Origin of the sequence: Flagellimonas sediminis (genome assembly GCF_010500845.1) — a bacterium.
GTDB lineage: Bacteria > Bacteroidota > Bacteroidia > Flavobacteriales > Flavobacteriaceae > Flagellimonas > Flagellimonas sediminis.
The window spans coordinates 289,786-311,673 of record NZ_JAAAMI010000004.1 but is presented as its reverse complement, the minus strand read 5'-3'; the positions used below and the strand labels follow the sequence as shown (position 1 = coordinate 311,673).

General features: G+C 42.2%; 21 protein-coding genes. 6 read left to right on the top strand and 15 right to left on the bottom strand.

Annotated features, from left to right (window positions below; all coding sequences use genetic code 11):
- Positions 1-47: 47 nt before the first annotated feature.
- The gene (locus GTK07_RS10490; RefSeq protein ID WP_163635194.1) at positions 48-725 is read left to right on the top strand and encodes an SDR family NAD(P)-dependent oxidoreductase; all 678 of its coding nucleotides are present in this window, start codon (positions 48-50) and stop codon (positions 723-725) included.
- Here GTK07_RS10490 and GTK07_RS10485 read toward each other — a convergent pair.
- Positions 722-1,231: a DoxX family protein gene (locus GTK07_RS10485; RefSeq protein ID WP_163635193.1), complete on the bottom strand. Its 510-nt coding sequence runs from the start codon at positions 1,229-1,231 to the stop codon at positions 722-724. The two genes, GTK07_RS10490 and GTK07_RS10485, sit on opposite strands and share 4 nt — an antisense overlap.
- A gap of 136 nt (positions 1,232-1,367) precedes the next feature.
- Between GTK07_RS10485 and GTK07_RS10480 the strand changes: the two genes are divergently transcribed.
- The 3 genes from GTK07_RS10480 (at position 1,368) to GTK07_RS10470 (ending at position 4,658) form a co-directional block, all read left to right on the top strand.
- The gene (locus GTK07_RS10480) at positions 1,368-1,967 is read left to right on the top strand and encodes a SprT-like domain-containing protein (RefSeq protein ID WP_163635192.1); all 600 of its coding nucleotides are present in this window, start codon (positions 1,368-1,370) and stop codon (positions 1,965-1,967) included.
- 153 nt (positions 1,968-2,120) lie between these two features.
- Positions 2,121-3,200: a mannose-1-phosphate guanylyltransferase gene (locus GTK07_RS10475; protein ID WP_163635191.1), complete on the top strand. Its 1,080-nt coding sequence runs from the start codon at positions 2,121-2,123 to the stop codon at positions 3,198-3,200.
- Positions 3,201-3,203: 3 nt separating this feature from the next.
- Positions 3,204-4,658, top strand: a complete 1,455-nt coding sequence (locus GTK07_RS10470) for a DUF389 domain-containing protein (RefSeq protein WP_163635190.1) — start codon at positions 3,204-3,206, stop codon at positions 4,656-4,658.
- Between the two features lie 44 nt (positions 4,659-4,702).
- On the opposite strand, the gene GTK07_RS10465 is transcribed toward GTK07_RS10470, so the two are convergent.
- Both GTK07_RS10465 and GTK07_RS10460 read right to left on the bottom strand, forming a co-directional pair.
- On the bottom strand, positions 4,703-5,470 hold the full coding sequence (locus GTK07_RS10465; RefSeq protein WP_163635189.1) for an ABC transporter ATP-binding protein: 768 nt from the start codon (positions 5,468-5,470) through the stop codon (positions 4,703-4,705).
- Positions 5,470-6,207 (bottom strand): MlaE family ABC transporter permease, encoded by a 738-nt coding sequence (locus GTK07_RS10460; protein WP_163635188.1) that lies wholly within the window; start codon positions 6,205-6,207, stop codon positions 5,470-5,472. The genes GTK07_RS10465 and GTK07_RS10460 overlap by 1 nt, the downstream gene beginning before the upstream one ends.
- Positions 6,208-6,326: 119 nt before the next feature.
- Here GTK07_RS10460 and pafA point away from each other — a divergent pair, with 119 nt between their 5' ends.
- Entirely contained in the window at positions 6,327-8,003 is a 1,677-nt protein-coding gene (gene pafA, locus GTK07_RS10455) for an alkaline phosphatase PafA (protein ID WP_163635187.1), read from the top strand.
- Between the two features lie 50 nt (positions 8,004-8,053).
- Here pafA and GTK07_RS10450 read toward each other — a convergent pair whose 3' ends face one another.
- The 5 genes from GTK07_RS10450 to gcvP form a co-directional block, all read right to left on the bottom strand.
- Positions 8,054-8,377, bottom strand: coding sequence for a hypothetical protein (locus tag GTK07_RS10450; protein WP_163635186.1), 324 nt, complete (start codon positions 8,375-8,377; stop codon positions 8,054-8,056).
- 168 nt (positions 8,378-8,545) lie between these two features.
- A complete protein-coding gene (locus GTK07_RS10445; RefSeq protein WP_163635185.1) occupies positions 8,546-9,388 on the bottom strand; it encodes a glycosyltransferase family 2 protein in 843 nt (280 codons plus the stop codon).
- A 168-nt stretch (positions 9,389-9,556) separates the two neighbouring features.
- On the bottom strand, positions 9,557-10,081 hold the full coding sequence (locus tag GTK07_RS10440; RefSeq protein WP_163635184.1) for a class I SAM-dependent methyltransferase: 525 nt from the start codon (positions 10,079-10,081) through the stop codon (positions 9,557-9,559).
- Between the two features lie 154 nt (positions 10,082-10,235).
- Positions 10,236-11,294: a 3-oxoacyl-ACP synthase III family protein gene (locus tag GTK07_RS10435; RefSeq protein WP_163635183.1), complete on the bottom strand. Its 1,059-nt coding sequence runs from the start codon at positions 11,292-11,294 to the stop codon at positions 10,236-10,238.
- A 166-nt stretch (positions 11,295-11,460) separates the two neighbouring features.
- Positions 11,461-14,313 carry an aminomethyl-transferring glycine dehydrogenase gene (gene gcvP / locus GTK07_RS10430; RefSeq protein ID WP_163635182.1) on the bottom strand — a complete coding sequence of 951 codons (2,853 nt, stop codon included), beginning with the start codon at positions 14,311-14,313 and terminating at the stop codon, positions 11,461-11,463.
- A 125-nt stretch (positions 14,314-14,438) separates the two neighbouring features.
- Between gcvP and GTK07_RS10425 the strand changes: the two genes are divergently transcribed.
- On the top strand, positions 14,439-15,263 hold the full coding sequence (locus GTK07_RS10425) for a UbiA prenyltransferase family protein (protein WP_163635181.1): 825 nt from the start codon (positions 14,439-14,441) through the stop codon (positions 15,261-15,263).
- On the opposite strand, the gene GTK07_RS10420 is transcribed toward GTK07_RS10425, so the two are convergent.
- The 7 genes from GTK07_RS10420 to GTK07_RS10390 all read right to left on the bottom strand — a co-directional run bounded on the left by GTK07_RS10420 (position 15,260) and on the right by GTK07_RS10390 (position 21,878).
- The gene (locus GTK07_RS10420) at positions 15,260-15,490 is read right to left on the bottom strand and encodes a hypothetical protein (protein ID WP_163635180.1); all 231 of its coding nucleotides are present in this window, start codon (positions 15,488-15,490) and stop codon (positions 15,260-15,262) included. The genes GTK07_RS10425 and GTK07_RS10420 overlap by 4 nt on opposite strands.
- A gap of 2 nt (positions 15,491-15,492) precedes the next feature.
- Positions 15,493-16,047, bottom strand: coding sequence for a sigma-70 family RNA polymerase sigma factor (locus GTK07_RS10415; RefSeq protein WP_163635179.1), 555 nt, complete (start codon positions 16,045-16,047; stop codon positions 15,493-15,495).
- Positions 16,048-16,266: 219 nt separating this feature from the next.
- Positions 16,267-16,665, bottom strand: coding sequence for a response regulator (locus GTK07_RS10410; RefSeq protein WP_163635178.1), 399 nt, complete (start codon positions 16,663-16,665; stop codon positions 16,267-16,269).
- 2 nt (positions 16,666-16,667) lie between these two features.
- Positions 16,668-18,911 (bottom strand): PAS domain-containing sensor histidine kinase, encoded by a 2,244-nt coding sequence (locus GTK07_RS10405; RefSeq protein ID WP_163635177.1) that lies wholly within the window; start codon positions 18,909-18,911, stop codon positions 16,668-16,670.
- A gap of 135 nt (positions 18,912-19,046) precedes the next feature.
- The gene (locus GTK07_RS10400) at positions 19,047-21,080 is read right to left on the bottom strand and encodes a M3 family metallopeptidase (protein ID WP_163635176.1); all 2,034 of its coding nucleotides are present in this window, start codon (positions 21,078-21,080) and stop codon (positions 19,047-19,049) included.
- Between the two features lies 1 nt (position 21,081).
- On the bottom strand, positions 21,082-21,471 hold the full coding sequence (locus GTK07_RS10395; RefSeq protein WP_163635175.1) for a hypothetical protein: 390 nt from the start codon (positions 21,469-21,471) through the stop codon (positions 21,082-21,084).
- Positions 21,468-21,878 carry a hypothetical protein gene (locus GTK07_RS10390; protein WP_163635174.1) on the bottom strand — a complete coding sequence of 137 codons (411 nt, stop codon included), beginning with the start codon at positions 21,876-21,878 and terminating at the stop codon, positions 21,468-21,470. Before GTK07_RS10390 ends, GTK07_RS10395 begins: the two co-directional genes overlap by 4 nt.
- Positions 21,879-21,888 lie beyond the last annotated feature (10 nt).

Sequence of the window (21,888 nt, the reverse complement as noted above, 5' to 3'; positions counted from 1 at the left end):
AGGTTTATGGATGCCCGTTTTCACGGGAATGACAAATTGTATTGAAAATGGCAAATATCGTAATCACAGGGACAAGTAGGGGTATTGGTTTTGAATTGGTAAAGCAATTTGCTCAAGAAGGTCATCAGGTTTTGGCTCTATCTAGAAATGCAAAGCCAGTTGAAAATTTACAACTTTCCAACGTGCATACTTTTTCATTCGATTTGGGCAACCGGTCCGATTTTCAAAAAGTAAACGATTTTCTTTCTCAATGGCACGTGGTGGATATACTTATCAATAATGCGGGCCGACTGTTAAACAAACCATTTCAGGACATTTCAGCAGAAGAATTTGAGAGTGTTTACAAAGTAAACGTGTTCGGTGTTGCGGAAATGACCAAGACTGTGCTTCCATTCATGGGCAAAAATGGCCACGTGGTCACCATAAGTTCCATGGGAGGGGTGCAAGGGAGCGTTAAATTTCCTGGCCTTTCCGCCTATAGCTCCAGCAAAGGGGCCGTAATTACCTTGACTGAACTTTGGGCGGAGGAATTCAAGGAGACGGGTCCCAGTTTTAATGTTCTGGCCTTGGGTGCAGTGCAGACCGAAATGTTGGAAGAGGCATTTCCAGGCTATCAAGCCCCTATAACAGCAGCTGAAATGGCCACTTATATCAAGGATTTTGCCTTGACCGGACATAAACTCTACAACGGAAAATTATTGCAGGTTAGTAATAGTACACCTTAAATAGTTTCTTTTCTAAACTTTCTGGTCAAAAGATGATCCAGTCCCCAAGTTCCTGATCCGAACAGGAAGGAATATAGTGCAATCCAAAAAAATCCCATTGCAGGTAATAGGGGCCAACTGCTGTTGTATTCCATGGCCTCGGGCCATTTTTGAAAGAATGTTGCTGTCAACATTGTCATTCCTATAAAAAAAGCGCTGATTCGTGTGCCCAAGCCCAAGGCCAAAAACAATCCGCCAATGGCCTCACTTGCTGCGCCAAACCAAGCAAATACCCAAGGTGCCCAAACAAATGGCATCCCAAATTCTTTTACATCTTCTGGGAACCAAGATGCTACCTGAAAGAAACCCATATCATCCTTCATGGACCAAGGCATACCAAATTTGGGTGAGCCGAATTCTAAACTTAAGCTTAGTCCCCCTATTATTCTAGGTATGGCAATCCCAATATTCATTCTTCCTTTTTTAAAATCATAAGGCATCAGAATCTTTAACAGTATCTTTTTCATACAGTTGGTTTTAAGGAGTTTATGTGAATAGAGATAATGTAACCGAATTTTTGTTACACTTTCCCCCTAGAATTATTTGTTAGGTGATTTTTCTCGAGCTTTTTCACCAATTGGATTAAACATTAACTTTGTCTCAGTGAGCACCACCCTTCAAAAATATTTACCGGAACGTGCGGTTGAACCCTGTTTTGAACTCATCAAAACGCATGGGGTTCACTTGAAGATCGTGAACCATAGGGTTACCCGTCATGGGGACTACCGGAGGATGCCTGGTGGAACACACATGATTACGGTCAACGCCTCCCTGAATAAATACCGATTTTTGATTACGCTTGTCCATGAGATTGCCCATTTGGTGGCCTTTGAAAGGTATGGTCGTTTAATAAAACCCCATGGGGAGGAGTGGAAACGTACCTTTCAACATTTGATGGTGCCTTTTATTAGGCCGGAGGTGTTTCCGAACCAATTATTACCTATCATTGCGAACCATTTCAAAAACCCAAAGGCCAGCAGTAGTACAGATGCACGCCTGTCCATCGCACTAAAGGCTTTTGATGTTGAGGAGCGGTTGAGCAGCTATGTATATGAGATACCTTATGGCAGTGTTTTTAGATTGTACAATGGAAAACTGTTCAAAAAGGGAAACAAAAAGGTAAAGCGCTACGAATGTGTGGAATTGGCAACTGGCAGAATGTACTTGTTCCAGCCGAATGCCGAAGTGGAATTGGTGAATTGATTTGGCAATAGGAAAACAGTATTTAATAAAACGATAGTAAATAATGTCATTTCGAAATGAGACCCAAAAATGGTTGGGACGATTGAGAAATCTGCAAGGAATGTTTTGAGATTCCTCATTTACATTTGGAAAGACAATTAAAACAGAATAACAATGAACAAGAATTATTACGCAGTTTTGATGGCAGGAGGGGTAGGTTCCCGATTTTGGCCGGTGAGCACTACCGCAAACCCAAAACAGTTTCACGATATGTTGGGTACGGGAAAAACCTTGATCCAAAAGACATTCGATCGTTTGAACAAGTTCATTCCCACCGAAAATATTTTGATTCTTACCAATGAAAGGTACAATGATTTGGTTCTGGAACAATTACCAAAGGTAAAACCGGAACAGGTGGTTTCGGAACCTGCCATGCGCAATACGGCCCCCTGTATTTTATATGCTTCGTTGAAAATTCAAAAAATGAACCCCAATGCAGTGATGATCGTGGCACCCAGTGATCATTGGATAGAGGATGAAGATGCTTTTGAAAGGGATGTAACCGCGTGTTTCGATAAATGCGAAAAACAAAATGTGCTTTGCACCTTGGGTATTCAGCCCACATATCCCAATACCGGTTTCGGTTATATCGAATTTGAGAAAGGGAGTGACGAGAAGTTGAAAAAAGTGTCCCAATTTAGGGAGAAACCGGATTATGAAACGGCCAAGGAATTTTTGGCTCAAGGTAACTTTTTGTGGAATGCCGGAATTTTTATGTGGAGTGTGGAGACCATAGTGGAAGCATTTAAATCCTATCAACCCAGTCAGTATGAATTGTTCGGCGAAGGAATTTCATGCTACAATACTAAGGAGGAGATTGCTTTTATCAAGGAAAACTATGCCAAGGCCGATAACATTTCCATAGATTATGCTATCTTGGAACAATCCAAATCCATTTATACACTGCCTGCAACCTTTGATTGGAACGACCTCGGTACTTGGGGTGCGCTATATGAAAAATTGGATAAGGACGCTTCCGAAAACGCCGTTGTGAACGCCCAAGTGGTACTTGAAAATGCCAAGGGCAACATGATCAGGTCTCCAAAAGGTAAAATTGTAGTGGTAGATGGTCTTGAAGATTATATTATTGTGGATAAGGAAGATGTTTTGTTGATCTATCCAAAATCCAAACAACAGGACATCAAAAAAGTACTTGGAGAAGTAAAGGACAAATTTGGAGATCAGTTTGCATAATTTATGAGCGAGGAACAATTAAAGACTGGACCACGTACGGATCAGGATAGTGGTGACGAAGTAAAAAAAGATTTTAAAGGACTGCTGGGCAGTGTTCGGAAATTTCTTTCTGATCTTTTGGAAATTCGCTCCAATACGGATGTCACTACCACCACGGAATCTATCATCGCCGATATCCCGTTCAAGGGACATACCTCATGGATTCTTATTTGTTCCATATTCATAGCTTCCATTGGTCTTAATGCAAATTCAACTGCCGTTGTCATTGGAGCCATGTTGATTTCCCCATTGATGGGCCCAATTTTGGGTATGGGTCTTTCTTTGGCCATTAACGATATTGATACGTTACGAAGGTCACTCAAGAATTTTACCGTAATGGTGGTGTTGAGTGTTATCACTGCCTTTTTGTTTTTTTATCTTTTTCCGCTGCGGGATGCTTCGTCCGAGCTTTTGGCGAGGACCAAACCCGATATCCGTGATGTACTCATCGCATTTTTTGGTGGTTTGGCATTGGTTATCGCCAGGGCTAAAAAAGGTACTATTGCAAGTGTCATCTTTGGTGTAGCCATTGCAACCGCTTTGATGCCGCCACTTTGTACCGTAGGATTTGGATTGGCTATAGGAAAACCTTCCTATGCAGCTGGAGCCCTGTATCTTTTTATTATCAACACCATTTTTATTGGACTGGCAACTTTCCTGGTCATCAAGTTTTTACGATTCCCAATGGTGCGATATGCCAATTCACACAGAAGAAGATTGATTGCTCGATTGGCCTCCATTACAGGGATTTTGGTGATGATTCCAGCTGGATTTACATTTTACCAAGTTTTTCAAGAATCATTGTTCAAAAAACAGGCACAAGAATTTCTGAGTGAGACAATAGGTGTGTACCAGTTTGAAGGAGCGGGAAGATATGTGGACAACCTGACAAAAATTGAATACAACGATGGCAAAACTCCATTGATAGAGTTGGTCTGTATGGGTGATGAACTGATTCCTGAAAATGTGGTGAACACTTGGCGAACCCAAAAAAGTCAGTATAGCCGATTGAAGGACGCCGAATTGCATATCATTCAAGGGGGTAAGGACGATTCCCAGGAAAAGTTTAACTATGTGAGCGAGCTATATGAAAAGAATAAGGCCGAATTATTGAACAAGGATGAACAAATACGATTATTGGAAGCCGAAGTATCCAATCTATCCAAAAATGCTGAAAAGCAGATTCCCTTCAAGGCCATAAGTGAAGAGGCCAAGGCCAATTATGAAAATTTGTCACAAATGGGATTTTCCTATCAGATCAATACCGACTTTGAAAAATTGGATACCGTACCTGTTTTTAGTATTAAATGGAAAGACGGGGTCCGTTCTTCCCAAAAGGATGCTGATATTAAAAAAATGTTGGCCTGGTTAAAGCTGAGACTTCAGGATTCTACCCTAGTAGTTAAAGAAGTGGAGTAATTTTCAGGATGTCTGAAGTCCGATGAAGTAGGTTATTGTAAGGATTAATTACGCTCCTCAATATACATTTGGCGTACTTTTTTGAACAATTCCGAAGAATAGACGAAATCCGTTACGGCCTGATTGTCCGTTTTAAAGATTTCTTTGTTCGTGCCCTCCCACTCTTTGTAACCATTTTTCAAGAAAATGATTTTTTCCCCGATTTCCATCACCGAGTTCATGTCGTGGGTGTTGATCACTGTGGTAATATCGTATTCCTGAGTGATTTCATGGATGAGGTTATCTATCAGAATAGCAGTCTTGGGATCCAGTCCAGAGTTGGGTTCGTCACAGAAAAGATATTTGGGGTTCATTACAATGGCCCGAGCAATGGCGACCCGCTTTTGCATTCCCCCGGAAATTTCCGCTGGGAACTTCTTGTGGGCGTCAATCAGGTTAACCCGCTTCAAAACAAAATCCACACGATCTTGCATTTCCGATTTGGACTGGTTGGTGAACATATCCAAAGGGAACATTACATTTCCTTCCACGGTCATGGAATCGAACAGGGCACTGCCCTGGAAAACCATACCCATTTCCTGTCTCAAATTTCTGCGTTCCGCATTTGAAAGCTCGGAATAATATTGACCGTTGTAACAGATTTGACCTTCATCCGGCTCGAACAAGCCCAACAAACATTTTAAAAAGACCGTTTTCCCGGAACCACTTTGCCCAATGATCAAATTGGTCTTCCCTTTATCAAATATGGTGGAAACTCCCTTTAGTACATGGTGTTCCCCGAAGGATTTGTGTACATTTTCTACTACGATCATCAGCCTAAAAGCATTTGTGTTAATACATAGTTACAGATGATAATCACCACACTGGTCCAAACAAACGAAGTGGTACTGGCCTTGCCCACTTCCAACGCCCCACCTTTCATGTAATACCCATAGAAAGATGGAACTGTTGCAATGATGAAAGCAAACACAATAGATTTGACAAAGGCATAGGTTACATGGAAAGCATCGAAATCCATTTGAAGCCCTTTAATGAACTCCCCGCTAGGGGCGTAACCACCAAATACTGCGGCTACCCATCCTCCTAGAATGCCAACAAACATGGAAACAGCCACTGCAAAGGGATAGATCATGGTTGCGATGATCTTAGGGAAAACCAAATAGTTCAAGGAGTTCACTCCCATTACTTCCAAGGCATCAATCTGCTCGGTAACCCTCATGGTACCGATACTGGAGGTAATATAAGATCCCACTTTACCCGCCATAATGATGGAGGTAAAGGTCGGTGCAAACTCCAATATGACGGATTGCCGTGTGGCAAAACCGATCAAACTTTTGGGTAAAAAGGGATTGTTCAGGTTCAATGCGGTCTGGATGGTTACCACACCCCCAATAAAAAAGGAGATGAATATGATGATACCCATGGACCCGAAGATCAGATCATCTATTTCTTTTAGAATCAACGATCTCATGATGGGCCACTTGGTTGGTTTTTTGAATACTTCCCATATCATGATGAAGTATTTCCCAATCGCTTCAAGGTATTTCATTAGCTTACTTTGGACTTGAGGTGATAAAAATAAGAATATTGTGGAGCATTTAACCTTCATTTAAACTTTTTAAACAGGATAAATGAATAGCTTTGTTGTCGTTTGACTAATTTCTTTCCATGAAAAAGACCAACCTTATTTTACCCTTTTTACTGGTATGCATGATCAGCTTGTCCTTTGGACAGCGAAAAAAAAATAGTAAAGAAGAGACTCCAAGTGAACTCTTGGCCCAATCCCCGAAATTGGTGGTCGGTATTGTTGTAGACCAAATGCGGTACGATTATCTGACCCGTTTTTGGGATCAGTACGGAGAAGGTGGTTTTAAACGAATGGTGAACGAAGGATTTAACGGTAAAAACCATCATTATAATTACGCACCGACCAGTACGGGTCCGGGGCATGCTTCGGTATATACTGGTACTTTCCCGGCCATGCACGGTATTATCGGGAATGATTGGTATGATAAGGAATCGGGAAAAATGGTGTATTGCGCCGGTGATGAAAGCTACACTTCTGTAGGTACAACCTCGGATGCAGGTAAGATGTCTCCACATCGACTATTGACCACGACCATTACGGATCAGTTACGTTTGCACACACAACAAAGAGGTAAGGTCATTGGGATTGCCCTTAAAGATAGAGGAGCCATTTTGCCTGCCGGCCATTCCGCTAATGGTGCATTTTGGTATGAAGGCGGTGAAACTGGAAATTGGATTACAAGTTCCTACTATATGGATGCCTTGCCGCAATGGGTAGTTGATTATAACAACTCTGATGCGGTCAAGGTCTATAAAAAATCATGGACAACCCTCAGACCCATAGATTCCTATGCAGAAAGCGGCACGGATGCCAATAATTACGAGGGCATGTTCAAAGGGGAGACCACCTCTGCCTTTCCGCATGATATTCCGGCTCTATGGGACGCAAATGGCCAATTTAATTTGTTGAGAACCACGCCATATGGAAATAGTATCACCACCGACTTTGCCATTGCGGCCTTGGAAGGGGAAAACTTGGGTAAAGATGATTTCACCGATTTTCTAGCGGTTAGTTTTTCAAGTACCGACTATGTTGGGCACTTTTTTGGTGTGAACTCCAAGGAAATTGAAGATACCTATATCCGTTTGGATCAAGATTTGGCCCGTTTGTTTGCTACATTGGATAACAAAGTGGGAGCAGGGGAGTATACGGTATTCTTGACAGCGGATCATGCCGCTATAAATGTTCCGTCTTATTTGACCGATCAAAAATTACCAGGAGGTTATCTGGATATGAAAGGAATCAAAGAACATTTCGATGAGTTTTTGAAATACAAGTATGGAACTACCGATGTGGTGAAAAACCAATCCAATTACCAATTGTTTCTGGATCACAAGATTTTGAACAATCTCGATATTGATCTAGATGATGCCCAAGAAGACATTGCCAAGGAATTGTTGGGCTATGAGGGAATAAGTCAGGTTTACACAGGCCATCAGATGTGGGAGAATGACTATACCGAAGGCATTCCCTATATTCTCCAGAACGGGTATAACCAAAAACGTTCAGGGGATGTATTGATCGTTCCAAGTCCAGGTTATATTTCGTATAGTAGAACAGGATCCACCCACGGATCTCCGCAGATTTATGATACCCATGTACCCCTGCTTCTTTTTGGAAAAGGGATCAAACATGGTAGCACGGTAAACAGGACGGAGATTCCTGACATAGCACCAACTATAGCATCCTTATTGGGCATTGCCTTCCCGAGTGGGACCACAGGAAAACCCATAGCAGAGGTTTTGGAATTTGATTAGGTGTCCAGCTGTTCTTTAATTGGTATAGATGCTAAAGGGGAAGCATGATTTTATATCATTATGTTGAACACCGCTTTTACCTTATTGATGTTCCTTTTATCATTGCCACGCTTAAAGATGTTGTTCAACAAATGAGGTTTACTTCGAATCTCCACTAGGCTTTGAGTAGGGTTGATTTCTGAAATTTGGATGTGGATAATCTCGCCACAGGGTCCAAAGGTTGATTTTACCTTATATCGTAGTAAGAGTTCAGGTCCATTGTGTAGCAAGCGATTCCAGCCCTTATGAATCAAGCCTTTTTCCAACCGGTCCAAGATTTCTCCCGACCCAAGTTCAATCTCGAATTTTGATGCCTCCCGTGTTGTTGGTTTCATGATGAGGTTGTTTTTCTACCATTATCTATGAATTTTTGTAGGAAAATCTGGCAACGTTTTAAAATACAGATAGTTTGTTCATTTCAACAGTGAAATTGATGAAAGAATGTTTTGAATTGATGGATAATTGTTTTGAATTGACGGATAATGAATCTTAAGAAGTCCGATTTATAATTTGGACCAAATTCCCTTCCAACGGTACATTCGGATGAATTTACCCTCTTGTCTTGTTACGTAGTGAGGTTTTTGTCTTAGAAAGGCGTTCAGAAAGCCAAAGATTGTTTGAACATACAGTTTTGGACTTTTGGCTTGCCACGCCATTTTTAGGGCGGCTATTTTGGCAAGGACAATACCATAGCGCATTTTGTAAAGAGCTTCACCTTTAACTAGAAAATTTTGGGAACTGTATCCGTGTCCTGTTGATCGAAGGTGCTTTACGTGAAGTTCTGGAATGGTCTCTGTTTCAAAATTGTGGTACTTGGCCAATAGCGTATCCACCGTGTCCCACCCGACCCCAGGTCTCAATCCTCCGATTTTGTTGAAACAGGCCTTATGGTACAATTTTATGGGACCACGGATATGGGTTTTGTCCGAAATGTTCTCATAGACCCAATTATCTTCTTTTTTGATGTATAAAAGACCCGAACACATCCCCAATTTCCAGTTGGACTGAAACCGGTTCACCATTGTCTCAAAATACTGGGGCGGTAAAATAATATCGGCATCAAACTTGCCGATGAGATCAAAATCGGAAGTTTGTGCCAATCCGAAATGGAAGGTGTCCACTACTTTTTTGCCAGGAACATGCTCATCTTTGGATTTCCGTTGAAACACCTTGATCCACGGATGTTTTTGAGCAAAACCTTGGGCTATGTCAAAAGTATTGTCGGAAGAGTTGTCATCCACTACAATGACTTCGTTGGGCAGATAGGTTTGTGCTACAAACGAGTTCAAGCAATCCTTGATATAAGCTGCTTCATTATGGGCCGGGATAACGATGCTGATTTGCATGGGTTAAAATTCCAAAAAACAGTTCATAATTCCCAATAGGTTTTAACCGTTGATTGGAATTTTATGGGCTTGGTCATTCTGAAAGAGCGAAGTGATTGAAGAATCTCTGAAAATTCTTTAACTAGGTTAGCTTGCAGGAGATTTCTCGACTGCGCCCTTAATGACAAACTAGTCATTTCTTTCAGCATAAACAATGTAATATCGATAGGTGAAGTACCGTAACAAAGGTCGGATCCCAATCTTTTTGGTGGGGTTGGTCCACTTAGCCGAATCCTTTATGGTCCATCCCGCTTTTTCCAACAACCAATTGAACTGCCAATCCTCGAATTCATGATAATGCCTGTCCCAAGGGTCGGTCTTGCTCCTGTAGGCCGACGAAAACCACAATCTCATGGGTATGCTGGCTACTAATTTTTTGGCCTTTACTTCCTTCAAAACATTAAAAGGGGCCACCAAATGTTCAAAGATTTCAAATGCGGTCACTACCTCGGCATTGGATTGGGCAACAGCTTTAAAGTCAATGTCCAAATCCTCACCGTTAGTGTTTTCCACTTGGTAACCCTCGGCTTTCATGATTTCTGAAAAAGGGTTCTCTACCCCAAGATCCAAAATGGATTCGGACGTAGGGATATGTTTTTGCAAAAACGCCATGGTGTGTTTGTAGCGTTTGTTCGGAAAGTTGTTCTCGTACATTGGCTAAAATTCCAAAAAACAAATTACAAATCCCAATTAAGTTTTTATGTTGGGTAACATTTGGAAATTATGTTCTGCTTCTCGGCTCCCGAATTCTATGGGTTGACATGAATTTCATAAATGCATGGATCCTAGGAATCTTCTTTTTTTGGCATCAATACTTATATACAATTGCATTCACGTTCATTCCGGCGCCAACGCTTGCAAAGATCACAACATCCCCCTTCTTTAGATTGTGTTCCGGCAGTTCGCCATTCAGGACCATATTGTACAGGGTTGGAATCGTGGCCACCGAACTGTTTCCCAATTCATGTATGCTCATGGGCATTATATTTTCCGGGACTTCCTTTCCATAGATTTTATAAAAGCGCTTAATGATGGCCTCGTCCATTTTTTCATTGGCCTGATGGATGAATATTTTTTTTACCTCATCAATACCGACCCCACTTTTGTCCAGACACTCGGCCATGGCCTTGGGGACATGGATACAGGCAAATTCGTAGATCTTGCGTCCTTGCATTTTGATGTAGCGCGTGTCCTGGCAACAACCGGAACGATTACTCTTGTCAAAATATAGATAGTAGGCCTCCTCGTTGGCAAAGGTAAGGGAGGCATGTGCGAGTATTTCCCCTGTTGCTGGGTCGGCTTCGAGTATTGCGGCCCCCGCACCATCGGAAAAGATCATACTGTCCCGGTCAAATTCGTCCACGACCCTGGAGAGGGTTTCGCCTCCAATGACGAGGCACTTCTTGGCCATTCCACTTTTAATGAATGCGGAAGCCTGTATAATGCCCTCTATCCATCCCGGACAACCAAAAATAAGGTCATAGGCAACGCACTTTGGGTTTTTTATTTTCAATAAATGTTTTACTCGGGTTGCCAAACTGGGCAATGTGTCCCCTTGGATCTTTCCTTGGGTCAAATCCCCAAAATTGTGGGCAAATATGATGTAGTCCAGGTCTTCCTTGTCAATCTGTGCATTTAGAATGGCCTTTTCGGAAGCTAAGTACCCAAGATCTGAGGTCTTAAGTTCTGGCTCGGCATACCTTCTTTCGGCAATTCCGGTAATGGCCCTGAACTTTTCAATTATGGTTGAATTGTCATACCCAAATTTACTTCCATCCGTACCCAAGAACTCATGGTTCAAAAACGCTTCATTTTTGGTGACGATGGAGGGGATGTAACTTCCAGTGCCTGATATGCCAATTTTCATGTTGAGGTTTTTAAAATTGATTTAAGATATGAACTTTTTGACTTAGTTATTATGCATGCATAATAAGTGTTACAATGTCCAAAGTAGGGTTTCAAAATCGGCAAAAAAGAAAAAAGCCTTGGTCCGGAATTTCCGCCAAGGCTTTTATCAACGTTTACAATGGTTTTTAGGCTTCCATGTACTCTTCGATCGGAGTACAGGTGCATATCAAATTACGATCCCCAAAAGCTTCATCGGTCCTTCGTATACTGGGCCAAAATTTATTTTCGGCCACAAAAGGTAATGGAAAAGCCGCTTTTTGTCTGCTGTATGCATGCTCCCAGGTATCGCTGGTAATCATGCCCAACGTATGTGGGGCATTTTTGAGCACGTTGTCCGTTTCTTCCGCATTGGCCCCATCAATCTCACTTCGGATGGAAATCATGGCATCACAGAACCTGTCCAATTCGGCAAGGCTCTCACTTTCAGTAGGCTCGATCATCAAGGTTCCGGCAACCGGGAAAGAAACCGTCGGCGCATGGAAACCATAGTCCATCAACCGTTTGGCGATGTCGGTGACTTCAATTCCATTGGCCTTGAAAGGACGGCAATCGATGATCATTTCGTGTGCAGCACGACCTTTTTCCCCGGAGTAAAGCACATCGAATTTGCCTTTTAGGCGATCTTTGATGTAGTTGGCGTTCAGGATGGCCGCTTTGGTGGCATTGGTAAGTCCTTCACCTCCCAACATTTTGATATATCCGTAGGAAATCAAGCAGACCAAGGCACTTCCCCAAGGAGCTGCCGATATGGCGGTAATGGCTTCCTCGCCTCCTGTTTTTACCACTGGATTGGAAGGAAGGAAAGGTTTCAATTGCTCGGCAACACAAATGGGTCCAACCCCTGGTCCACCACCCCCGTGGGGAATGGCAAAGGTTTTGTGAAGGTTCAGGTGGCACACATCGGCACCGATGGTCGCAGGGTTGGTCAAACCGACCTGGGCGTTCATGTTGGCACCGTCCATATATACCTGCCCACCATTGTCATGGATCAATTTGGTGATCTGTTTGATGGAGGATTCAAATACCCCATGGGTGGAAGGGTAGGTCACCATCAAGGCGGCCAGATTTTCGGCATGCTGTTTGGCTTTTTCTTCCAAATCCGCCATGTCTATGTTTCCTTTTTCATCTGTCTTGGTCACCACCACTTTCATGCCGGCCATGACGGCGGAAGCTGGATTGGTTCCGTGTGCAGAGGCGGGAATCAGGCAAATGTCGCGATGTCCTTCCCCTCTGGATTCGTGATAGGCGCGGATGACCATCAATCCGGCATACTCACCTTGTGCCCCGGAGTTGGGTTGCAGTGAAGTGGCCGAAAAACCGGTGATCACATTCAAATACGATTCTAAGGATTTTAAAACTTCCTGATAACCCTGAGCTTGTTCCAAAGGAACAAAGGGGTGTATGTTCCCCCAATGAGGCCAACTCAATGGAAGCATTTCGGAGGCAGCGTTCAATTTCATGGTGCAGCTTCCCAACGAGATCATGGAATGGTTCAGGGCCAAATCCTTGCGTTCCAATTTTTTGATGTAGCGCATCAACTCTGTCTCCGAATGGTAGGAGTTGAACACTTCGTGCTCCAAAAATGGGGTCTTGCGTTGAAGGGATGAAGGAATCACTTCTTTGATCCCGCTTTCGAACGAAAACTCTTTTTTATCCTCTTGGGAAACGATAAAACAGGAAAGCAGCAATTTCAAATCCTCTTCGGAAGTGGCTTCGTTCAAGGATATGGAAACGGTTTCCTGATCAATATAATTTAGGTTGATGCCACGGCTCTCGCAAACGTCCTTTAGCTTTTCAATACTGGAAAATTTCACTTTGATGGTATCAAAGTAGCTGGTGTTCAATTGTTCAAGTTCAATGGCTTCCAGTCCTTTTGCCAACAGTTTGGTAAGTGTATGGACCTTGTTGGCAATGTATTTCAATCCTCCTGGTCCGTGGTATACGGCGTACATGCCAGCCATGACGGCCAATAACACCTGTGCGGTACAGATGTTGGATGTAGCCTTGTCCCTTTTTATGTGCTGTTCCCTGGTTTGGAGTGCCATACGTAGAGCGCGGTTGCCATCGGTGTCCTTGGTCACCCCAATGATCCTACCGGGCAAACTTCTTTTGTATTCTTCCTTGGTGGCAAAAAAGGCTGCGTGTGGTCCGCCGTATCCCAAAGGGATACCAAAACGTTGGGTAGTGCCTACTACAACGTCAACACCCCATTCACCAGGGGCTTTGAGCAATACCAAACTTAAAATATCGGCAGCAACGGCTACTTTTATTTCTCTTTCCTTGGCTTTTTCCACAAAAGAGTCATAATCATGGACCTGTCCATGTTTGCCAGGATATTGGAGCAGTGCACCATAGAATTCCGAAGAGAAATCAAAGGCTTCGTGATCGCCTACCACCAATTCTATCCCCAATGGAATGGCCCTTGTTTTCAGCAGGTCCAAAGTTTGTGGCAATACTTCTTCTGAAACAAAAAATTTGGATGCACCATCCTTTTTTTGTTGCCTACCACGAACATCGAATAACATGGTCATGGCTTCGGCGGCAGCCGTACTTTCATCCAAAAGGGACGCATTGGCTATTTCCATTCCTGTCAAGTCGGTGATCATGGTCTGGAAGTTCAAAAGGGCTTCCAAACGGCCTTGGGCAATCTCTGCCTGATAAGGGGTATAGGCGGTATACCATCCTGGGTTTTCCAAGATATTCCTTTTGATTACGGATGGGGTCAAGGTTTCGTGATACCCCAAACCGATATAGGTCTTGAAAATCTTGTTTTTTTGGGCCAATTCCTGTAGATGGCTCAGGAATTCGTGTTCGCTGATTCCAGAAGGAAGGTCCAATGATTGTTTGAGTTTAATGTCATCCGGGATGGTCTCGTTGATGAGTTGTTCCACGGTTTCAACCCCAATGGTTTGGAGCATGTGGGGCATGTCTTTTTCTGTAATGCCTATGTGTCTGGCGGCAAAAACCTCTGTGTTCATGTTCAATCCAATAAAGTGCACAAAATTAGGGATTAATTCAATGAAAATGGGCAATTTTGATGGTCGATGGGGCAAAGTTGTTAACCACAAATTAACCTTTTGCTTTCCGCCATTGTTTTGTTCATATGCGCACATTGAAATCCATATTCGATTTTTATTTGGATGCTAGTATCCATGTGGCTTTGGCGGTCATTGCAATGGCCGGTGTCACTTTTCATCTGTTCGGTACTCTTTCTGATATAGATCTGCTGGGGTTTATTTTTTTTAGTGTGATCGTTTGCTACAATTTCATTAAATATGGGGTGGAGGCCTATAAATATTTGATGGTCTCCAATGCCTATCACAAGAGCATCCAAATTTTCAGTTTTCTCTCGTTCGGATTTGCCCTTTATTTCTTTTTTCAACTGGATCAAAGCATTTGGTGGGGAACGATTGTTCTGGGACTTTTGTCCGCTCTTTATGCCGTACCGCTTTTGCCACGCGCCAAGAACCTTAGGAATTTGGCTGGACTTAAAATTTATATAGTTGCCTTTGTTTGGGCGGGATTTACCGTTTTATTCCCGGCACTGGACGCCCATATGCCCTTGCACTGGGATTTTTGGATTGCATTTGCACAACGCTTTCTTTTGGTACTGATATTGATCCTTCCCTTTGAAATCAGGGATCTGCAATGGGATGATAAGAGTTTAAGAACGCTACCTCAGGTTTTGGGAGTCAAGAACACAAAAAACGTGGGGACTGCTATGACCATGGTTTTCTTTCTCCTCACATTTTTGAAAGACAACATTCATCCCATGGAGATAGGTTTGAGATTGGCGCTTGTCTTTGTTTTGGTGTTGGTACTGATGTCCGACAAAAGAATGAGGTCACGCTACTTTGTATCCTTTTGGGTGGAAGCGATTCCTATTTTTTGGTTTTTGTTGTTCTGGGGAGTGGAGAAAATCTTCTAGAATTTTTTTTCAAGGTCACGCTTCATACGTTCCTTGTCGTCTTTGGAAAGCATGGTAAGCCCCGCCCGATCGCACATGGAGGTAAGCTCACTGTTCTTTTTGGAATACTGTTTACAGGCCTTGCAGTACAATAGGTGAATACGAAGCTTCACAATATCCCAAAAGCTTGCCTCTTTGTATTGTGATTTGTTACAGATATTTGATGCCTCCTGACATGAAATCTTCATAGCTAAAACCAATTATCGTTTAAACAACCCATAAGTGCCGTTCGTGCCCTATGGATCATTACCCAAAGGTTGGACGGATTAATGCCCAATTCATTACAGATGTCTTCAGTTCCCATGCCCTGAATGGTCTTCATTTTAAATGCCAGTGCCTGTTTTTGGGGCAGTTTGGAAATGCAGTCCTGAATAGCAAGACCCAATTCTTCATTTTCCATGATATGGTCACCGTCCTTGCTGAACGGGTCGGCTACTTGTTGTTCCAGCCAATCGCCTTCGGCTTCCGAATCCTCACTGTAATTGATGCGGACCTCGGCCTTACCTTTTTTGGAATTGATCTTTCGGTAATGGTCTATCACTTTTCGTTTGAGGATGGATATCAACCAAGTGCGTTCGGCAGCATCGCCTTTAAAATTTTTGGCGGAATTGAGGCCGGCAAAAAAAGTTTCCTGCACCAAATCTTTGGCCAAATCCGCGTCGCCAACCCGAGCAACCGCATAGTTGAACAGGTAATCAGCGTAGAGGTCGACCCAATTTTCAGGATGGAGTTCGTTCTCGGCCATAGTTGTTTAGATATCCCAAAAATAATTTTTTTTGGAACAAGTTGCTCTTTTAGTCAGTTTCTTTGGTAAAAACTTATTAGACGTTAAATGAATGCCATACTAACAATATGAAGATTTTTCTGGCTGAATAATCTAGGGCAGCGCTTTTTTGAGAAAAAATTGCCTAGATCTGTTGAAATACAGAGTTGTCTTTTATCTTGCTGATACTCGGACAGTCCTTTATGATATTTGAAGTAGGATTTCCTTAATGTCCTCGGATTTCAGGGGTTTTATCAGATAATCTGAAATGGCGTCGATTCTTCGGGCCCTTTTCATGTCCATGGGATCTATGGAGGAGGAAACCAAATACACTTTAATTTCCTTATTCAACCGAGGAAGTAAATCTACAAATTCATCCATAAACTGAAATCCATCCATGACCGGCATGTTGATATCTAAAAAAATGATGTCTGGAAGTGCTTCCAATTCGTCCTTGTTGGCCATAATATGTTCCAGTGCTTCTGCTCCATCAGAAAAAGTGCTTATCGACCTTACGGAAGGGATACTTTTTAAAGTTACTTTCAGGGTGAATTGGTAGATATCGTCATCATCCACAACAAAGACATTAAGGGAACTCATATTCAGTTATTTAGGTTTATAAAAAAGGATGTGCCAACACCCTCTTCACTTTCGGCCCAAATACTACCTCCCATAGCATCTACTTGGGCCTTCGTCAAGAATAGCCCAACACCCTTGGCATCTTTGTTCCGGTGAAACACCTTGTTGAACCCGAAAAGTTTGTGTCCATTTTTCTTTAAGTTGATTCCAAGTCCGTTGTCCCTGAATTCAAGTTGTGTTTTTCCGTTCTCCACTTTGGAATGAATGAAAATTTCGGGGGTTCTATTTTCCGAACAATACTTCAGGGAGTTGCTTACCATATTCAAGAAAATACTCTCCAAATAGACTTTGTTATACATGGCAGAAGGAGCATCGGCAAAATCGGAGGTTATGTTTGCTCCCGATTTTAAGATCTGGGCCGCCAACATTTCTTTCGTCTTTGACAGGGTATCCTCAAAGGAGATTTTTTCCACAGGGATTTGTTCGGCGTTTTTTATCATCAATGATTCTACCAAGGTATCCAATGTCCAAGAAAGATGATTAGTGACGGTCTCGATTTTTTCGATGAGTTCCTCCTTCATCTCTTCATCATTTTCTGTCTTGTAAATGTTTAGTAGTGCACTCAAGTTGCTGACGGGGGACCTTAAATTGTGTGATGTTATATGGTTGAACTCTGCAAGCTGTCGGTTTTGGGCCTTTAGTCTTTTTGCGGATTCTTTTAGGCTCTTGTTGGTTTCCATGATTCTGTGTGCCGCCTGTTTTTGGGTGGTTATATCCCTAATGGCTATGGAAACGAGGAGTCCTTCGGGTGTTTCAAGAGGGCTAAGGGTAACTTGAACCGGAATTTGGAAACCTGACTTGTTATGAACAAAGAAATCCAGGTTGTCTGGAAGTCCGGTATGTTTAGGGTCTTTAAAAAAAGGAATTGCATAAAACTCCATGGTGTCCCATAGTCGTTGCGGTACAAGCATGGACACATGTTTCTCTTTAAGTTCGGAAAATGTATATCCAAACATTTTTTCGGCTTGCTTGTTGATCAAATGGATAGTGCCTTTTTGATCTACGATTACCATGGAGTCCGGTGCGGAATCCAAAAGTCCCCGGAATTTGATTTCGGACATGCGCTGTTCCGTAATGTCCTGGGTGATGCCTACCATTTTAACCACATTACCGGCACCATCCATTATAAGTTCGCCAAAAAGTTCAACGGTTCTAATAGCGCCATTTTTGTGGACTATTCGGTGCATGAATTTTCTGAACCGTTTTTCGGATATGAATTCCGCTGCGTTGGCACGAAAATTATCTTGATCATCCGGGTGAATTGCCTCAACAACATTTTCAAAGCCCAATTTAGATCCAATCTTAAAACCAAAAATCCGATACATATTATCAGACCAGATAAGGTGGTCATTCACAATATCCCATTCCCAATAACCAATTTGGGCCATTTCCTCGGCAAATGTCAACTGTTGGTTTTTTTTAACCAGCTCTTGCTCTTTGTTGACCTGATCGGTTATATCTTGACATGTGCCAAACATTTCCACGGTTTTTCCGAGATCAGTTTTGACAATGCCCATGGACTTGATGATTTTTGTGGTACCGTCCCTAAGCTGAATACGATATATGAGATCATCGTAGGTCCCTGTTTCCATAGCCTTCTTTATCTTTTGCTCCACGAGGTTCCTGTCGTCCAAATGTATATGGTTCAAATAGACTTCATAGGAAATGTCCTCGTTTTTAGAAAGACCGTAGATTTCATAAAGATTATCGGACCAAGTTAGTTCCCCCGTAATGGTACTCCAGTTCCAATTTCCAATTTTGGCCATTTTTTCCGCATTGTTGAGTTGTTGGTTTTTCTTGGCCAGTTCAAATTCTGCTTTTTTACGATCTGAAATATCTAGGAGGACCCCTACTATTTTAACACACGTTCCATTTTTAAATTCGGGATAACCTATTTTACGTATGAAGCGTAGATTTCCCTTGGCTGTAACCATTTCTACATCAAGGTCATACGGTTCCCCTTTATGAATGGCTTTTTCCAAAGCTTGGCGGGCCTTTTCCCTACAATCTCCTTCTTTGTATAAGCTTAGTTCTAATTCAAGGGTAGGGACAAAATCATTGGAGACTTCAACAATTTTTTTTATGGTATCGTTCCAATATAATTCTTTGTTGGCCATGTCAAATTCATACACCCCTATTTGCACGGCATTGGCCGTGTGGTTCAGTATTTGTTTGATCTTGATATCCTCAATGTCCTTATGTTTCATTTCAAGAAGAATTGATTGGTTAGATTTTGGGATAATCAGGTCGTGTCAGAAACCGACTGGCTTCCATTTTCCTAAAAAACTTAAAACTAAGATAGAAAAGATAGTAAATATATTGTGTGAAATTTATGACAGGAGTCAACTTTTCAACAATCCCGCTCTTTCCAATAATGCATCAATGTTAGGTTCGGCTCCCCTGAACCTTTTGTATAGTTCCATGGGGTTTTCCGTACCTCCTTTGGAGAGCACATGTTCCCTGAACTTGTCTGCAATTTCCCTGTTGAAAATACCATGCTCCTTAAAATAGGCAAACGCATCAGCATCCAATACCTCGGACCATTTGTAACTGTAGTATCCAGAGGAATAACCACCTTGGAAAATATGGGAAAATGAAGTGCTCATGCAGGTTTCTGGCGTTTCAGGGAACAGGTTGGTGCTTATGAAGGCTTCTGTCTCATATGCTTTTACATCTTTTACATTGGAAGGATCCTTCCCGTGCCAGGCCATGTCCAAAAAGCCAAAGCTCAATTGGCGAACCGTTGCCAATCCTTCTTGGAAGTTGGCAGATTCCTTGATTTTTTCAACCAATTCCATGGGGATCAATTCGCCGGTTTCGTAATGAAATGCAAAAAGCTCCAATGCCTCTTTTTCATAACACCAATTTTCCATTACCTGGCTGGGCAGTTCCACAAAGTCCCAATAAACCGATGTGCCGGACAGACTCGGATAGGTGGTATTGGCCAACATACCATGAAGCCCATGTCCAAATTCATGGAACAAGGTCGTTACCTCGTTAAAAGTAAGCAAGGAAGGTTTGGTACTGGTGGAACGGGTGAAGTTGCACACGTTTGAAATATGTGGTCTACTGTTCTTTCCGTTCAAGGTGTATTGTGATTTGAAAGAAGTCATCCAAGCCCCATCGCGCTTACCGGTTCTTGGATGAAAATCGGCATAGAAAAGCGAAATGAAGTTGTTGGTATCATCATAAACCTCGTAGGTCTTCACTTCAGGATGGTATTTTTCAATAGTTGAAACTTCTTTGAACTGAAGACCGAACAATTTTTCGGCCACCAAAAACACGCCCTTGATCACATTTTCCAGCTTGAAATAGGGTTTTAGTTTCTCATCATCCAAGTTGAACAATTTCTGCTTCAACTTTTCAGAATAAAAAGCACTGTCCCATTTCTCCAAACGATCGATGCCGTCCAATTCCTTTGCGTAGTTTTCCAACTCGGTGTATTCCCTTTCGGCGGCTGGTTTTGCCTTGGTCAATAGTTCATTCAGGAATTCCAAAACTTTGGTTGGGGTTTCGGCCATGCGTTCTTCCAAAACAAAATCGGCATGGGTCGCATATCCCAACAAGTTGGCACGTTGAAACCTGAGGTTCACAATCCTCAATACATTTTGTTGGTTGTCCAGTTCATCATTATGGAATCCCTTGCTGCCAAAGGCGATGGCCAATTTTTTACGCAGTTCCCTGTTCTCCGCATATTTCATAAACGGAATATAGCTAGGATACTCCAGGGTGATAAGCCAACCTTTTTTTCCTTTGGACTCTGCCAAATGTGCCGCGGCTTCCACAGTGCCTTCTGGCAGTCCTTTCAGGTCTTCCTCATTGGTGATAAGAAGTTCATATTTGTTGGTTTCGGCCAATACATTTTCACCGAATTTCAGTTTTAATTTGGAAAGTTCCGTATCAATTTCCCGAAGGCGTTTCTTGTCCGGTTCGTTCAGATTGGCCCCATTTCTGCTGAAACTTTTGTATTTCTTGTCCAAAAGGGTGTACTGTTCCGGTGTCAAATCCAGACTTTTCCTTTGCTCATAAACGGTTTTGATGCGCTCAAAAAGACCTTGATTCAACGTAATGTCATTACTGAATTCGGATAATAAGGGAGAAACTTCCTGGGCTATTTTTTGAATTTCCTCATTGGTTTCCGCAGAATTAAGGTTGAAAAAAATACTGGAAATGCGGTCCAATTGCTGTCCTACAAAATCAAGGGCCTCCAATGTATTGCTGAAAGTTGGAGGTTCTGGATTGGCTACAATTTCGTCAATTTCTTTCCGGGCATCGTCCATAGCCTGAAGAAAGGCTGGTTTAAAATGATCGTTCTTTATTTTTGAAAAGGGAGCTTGGTCAAAAGGCTCCAATAAGGGATTTTTATTGTTGGACATGTTAGATGCTTGGATTTTTAGATTTTTTAGAAAATAAATGATTTGCAATAAAAAAAAGAGTAGCTATTAAAGTTGAAAACAAAGCCGTGGTCAGAAAAGCAAAATTCCGAGCAGTATCGTGTGATGCTTTTTGCAAAGCATTAAGTGCCTCATCTGTTGATTCGTTCCAATCCAAGGTTCCGTCTTGGTTCAAATCAAAACGGCTCGCATAGTACTGAAGGTATTCCCATCGAATTTCAACAAATAGCAATAATATAGTGTATGACAAGAAAAGGATCAATGAAGTATGCCATAATTTTTTGGTAAAGAGAGTATTCGCTTTGTTTTTGGTTAGAAAAATAACCATCAAACCACAAATTCCTATCAAGATTCCTATACTATTGGGGCTCATGTGGTTTCAATTTCATTGCTATTTTCCTGACTCTTCAAACGAATCACAAATAGGTCGGATATCAAATAGGCAAATCCGATGATCGATGCCAAAGCGGCCATGGTGGCTGGGGCTAAGATTCTGATGTTCTTTCCATTGGTTTTTTTGTTCATGGCGGCAATGGCTTCTTCGGAATACTCGTTCAGATCTACAAATCCATTGCCGTTAAGGTCATATTTACTAGCGTACTCTTCTATAAATTGCCAATGGATTTCAATATAGATCAACAGTGCAGCATAGAGGGTAAATACCAAAAGTGCAGTTCTCCATAAACTTTTTAGGTAGGGGTTGCTTACTTTTTTCCAAGTGATCCCAACAAAGGCAATGACTCCAATGGCCAACAATATGCCAATTTGATTATAGCTCATGCCATCCTTG